The organism is Mesorhizobium sp. M2A.F.Ca.ET.037.01.1.1, from assembly GCF_003998075.1.
Taxonomy (GTDB): domain Bacteria; phylum Pseudomonadota; class Alphaproteobacteria; order Rhizobiales; family Rhizobiaceae; genus Mesorhizobium.
The window spans coordinates 1-3,361 of record NZ_RZSA01000756.1 but is presented as its reverse complement, the minus strand read 5'-3'; the positions used below and the strand labels follow the sequence as shown (position 1 = coordinate 3,361).

Below are 3,361 nucleotides of genomic sequence, written 5' to 3'. Positions count from 1 at the left end.
GCGCCGCTGGAGATGATCAGCGGCACGACGCCCAGCGCCATCGCCGCCGTCGTCATCAGGATCGGCCGCAGGCGCACCTTGGCCGAAGCGATGATGGCGTCGCGGCGGCGCATGCCGTGCACCTCGCGCTGCTGGTTGGCGAACTCCACCAGCAGAATGCCGTGCTTGGTGATCAGGCCGATCAGCGTGATTAGGCCGACCTGGGTGTAGATGTTGAGCGTCCCGAGCCCGATGTTGAGCGGCACGATGGCGCCGAAGATCGACAGCGGCACGGCCATCATGATGATCAGCGGGTCGCGGAAGCTCTCGAACTGGGCCGCCAGCACCAGATAGATCACGACCACCGCCGCGGCGAAGGCGATCAGGATGGTGTTGCCCTGCTCCTTCTCCTGCCGCGACTGGCCGGAATAGTCGATGAAGAAGGTGTCGGGCAGGGTCTCATTGGCGATATCCTCCAGCACCTTCAAGCCGTCGCCGGTGGTCACGCCGGGCAAAGGCAAGGCCGAAATCGTCGAGGAGTTCAGCTGGTTGAACTGCTCGATGGCCGCCGGCGAGGCGTTGGTCGAGATCTTCACCACCGCCGACAGCGGCACCATCTTGCCGTCGACGCTGCGAATGAAATACTCGCCAAGCTTCTCGGGGTTGTCGCGGAATTCCTGCGGCACCTGCGGGATGATGTCGTAGCTGTTGGAATCGCGGTCGAACTGCGCCACCTCGGCGCCGCCGACCAGCAGCGTCAACGTATTGCCGATATCGGCGATCGGCAGGTTCAACGCCGCCGCGCGCTCGCGGTCGATGGTGACCGTCACCTGCGGCGCGTCGTAGGCCATCGAGTTCTGCACGACGATGAAGCGGCCCGAGGCTTGCGCCTTGTTCTTGATTTTCTCGGCCTGATCGAAGACCTCCGAAGGGTCGCCAGTGGAGCGCACGACCATGGAAATCGGCAGGCCGCCGCCGGAACCGGGCAGCGTCGGCGGCGCGAAGACGAAGGCCTGAACGCCGGCGACCTTGGCGAGCCGTGCGGTGATGTCGGCCTGCAGTTCCTTCGAATTGCGCTTGCGGTCGGCCCAGTCCTTGAAGGCGAAGCCGACAAAGGCGCTGTTGGTGGCGCCGCCGAAGGCGACGGCCGAGAACTGCGCCCGGGTCTCGGGGATGTCCCTCACCAGGCCGAGCATCTGGTTGACATAGGTCTCGGTGTAGTCCGAGGTCGCATAGCGCGGCGCGGTCACCAGAGAGAGCAGGAAGCCCTGGTCTTCTTCGGGCGCCAGTTCGGTCGAGGTCTTGGTGAACATGAAGCCGGTGAGGGCGACAAGCGCCACGACGATGATCAGCGTCACCGGCCGGTTCCGGAGCGAGGCGGTGACGGCCCGTTCATAGAAGCGCTCGACGCGGCTGAATGTACCATCGACGATGCGCTGGAAGCGTCCGTGCTGGCCAGCCTTCAGCAAACGCGCCGACATCATCGGCGTGATCGTCATGGCGATCAGGCCCGACAGCACCACAGAGCCGGCCAGCGTCACCGCGAATTCGCGGAACAGCGCGCCGGTCAGGCCTCCGGTGAAGGCAAGTGGGGCGAACACGGCGGCCAGCGTGATGGTCATCGCCACGATGGCCGTCGCGATCTCGCGCATGCCGTTGAAGGCCGCCTGCATCGGCGACATGTGGTCCTCTTCCATGTGGCGGTGGATGTTTTCCACCACCACGATGGCGTCGTCGACGACGAGGCCGATCGCCAGCACCATGGCAAGCAGCGACAGAAGGTTGATCGAGTAGCCGACCGCAAACAGGATGAAGCAGACGCCGATCAGCGACAGGGGGATGGTCACGATCGGCATCATCACCGAGCGGAACGAGCCGAGGAACAGAAGGATCACCACGATGACGATGGCGACAGCCTCGCCGATGGTCTTGAACACTTCCTCGATCGAGGCGCTGATCTGGCCGGTGGCGTCGTAGACGACCTCGATCGTCATGCCTTTCGGCAGCGTTTCCTGAATCACCGGCACGAGCTTGGTGACCGCGGCCGCAGTCGTCAGCGGGTTGGCGGCCGGCGTCGGGAAGATGGCGAGGAAGGTTCCCGGCTTGCCGTTGAAGCTCACCCTGGTGTCGGTGCTGGCCGCGCCGAGCTCGACACGCGCGACATCGCGCAGGCGCACAACCTCGCCGTTCGTCGAGCGGATCGGGAGCTGGGCGAAGGCCTCCGGCGTCTGCAGGGTCGAATGCACGGTGATCGAGGAGACCACATACTCGTTCTGGGTGTTGCCGGGCGCCGACAGGAAATTCGAGTTGTTGATGGCGGTCAGCACGTCAACCGCCGTGGCGCCGCGCGCGGCGAGCCGGATCGGGTCGATCCAGATGCGCATGGAATATTCCTGGGCGCCGAAGATCTGGACGTCGGCGACGCCTTCCACGGTCGAAATGCGGGGCCGAATGACGCGCTCGATATACTCAGTGAGCTGCTCCTTCGTCATGTTCGGGTTCTGCATCGAGATGTACATCATCGCGAACTGCTGCCCGGTGCCCTTGACGATGACCGGATCCTTGGAGGCGTCCGGCAAGGTGCCGCGCACGCCCTGGACCTTGGACAGCACCTCGGCGAGCGCGACGTCCGGATTGGAGCCGAGCTTCATCTGCACCGTGACCGTGCTCGAGGACGGACGGCTGGACGAGGTGACGTAGTCGATGTTTTCGGTCGAGGCGACGGCGCGCGCGATCGGCGCCGAGATGAAGCCCTGGATGAGGTCGGCGCTGGCGCCCGGATAGGCCGTGGTGATCGTGATCGCCGTCTCGTCAACCTTGGGATACTGGCGGATCGACAGGCCGAAGATGCCCTGGAAGCCCAGCAGCAGGATCATGCAGGCCAGCACCGTCGACAAGACGGGCCGGCGAATGAAGAGGTCGGAAAAGCTCATTGCTGAACCTCTTTGTTCGCCGATTTGCTGGGGTCGATAGTGTTGTCGACAGCAACCGACATGCCGTTGAAGAGCCGGTTCTGGCCGGCGGTGACGACCTGGTCGCCGTCCTTGAGGCCCTCGACGATCTCGACCATGCCGTTGTTGCGGCGGCCGAGCTTCACGAAGATCTGCGAGATGGTGAACGCCTGCTGCTGCGCGGCATCGGCCGGCTTGGCGTCAGCCGGCTTCGTGGCGTTGTCGGCGGGTTTGGACGCGTCCGCCTGCGGCTTGGCGGCATCGGCGGTGGCCTTCTGCTCGTCCGGCTTTGCCGGCGCGGCAGCGGCGCCCTCCGCCGGCTTTGCCGGCACAACCACGAAGACATAATCGCCGTAGAGGCTCGTCGTCACCGCGGTTTGCGGCACGGAGATGACATTGTCTTCCTGCGGCAGCTCGACACGGATCTGGAC

Annotated in this window: 1 protein-coding gene and 1 pseudogene; both read right to left on the bottom strand. The window is 64.8% G+C overall.

The window, feature by feature from the left end:
• Positions 1-2,912: efflux RND transporter permease subunit (locus EOA27_RS28435; RefSeq protein WP_127257797.1), on the bottom strand; the 2,912-nt coding region annotated here is incomplete at its 3' end.
• Positions 2,909-3,361, bottom strand: a pseudogene (locus EOA27_RS28430) (efflux transporter periplasmic adaptor subunit); the annotation flags it as partial. The gene EOA27_RS28435 and the pseudogene EOA27_RS28430, both read right to left, overlap by 4 nt.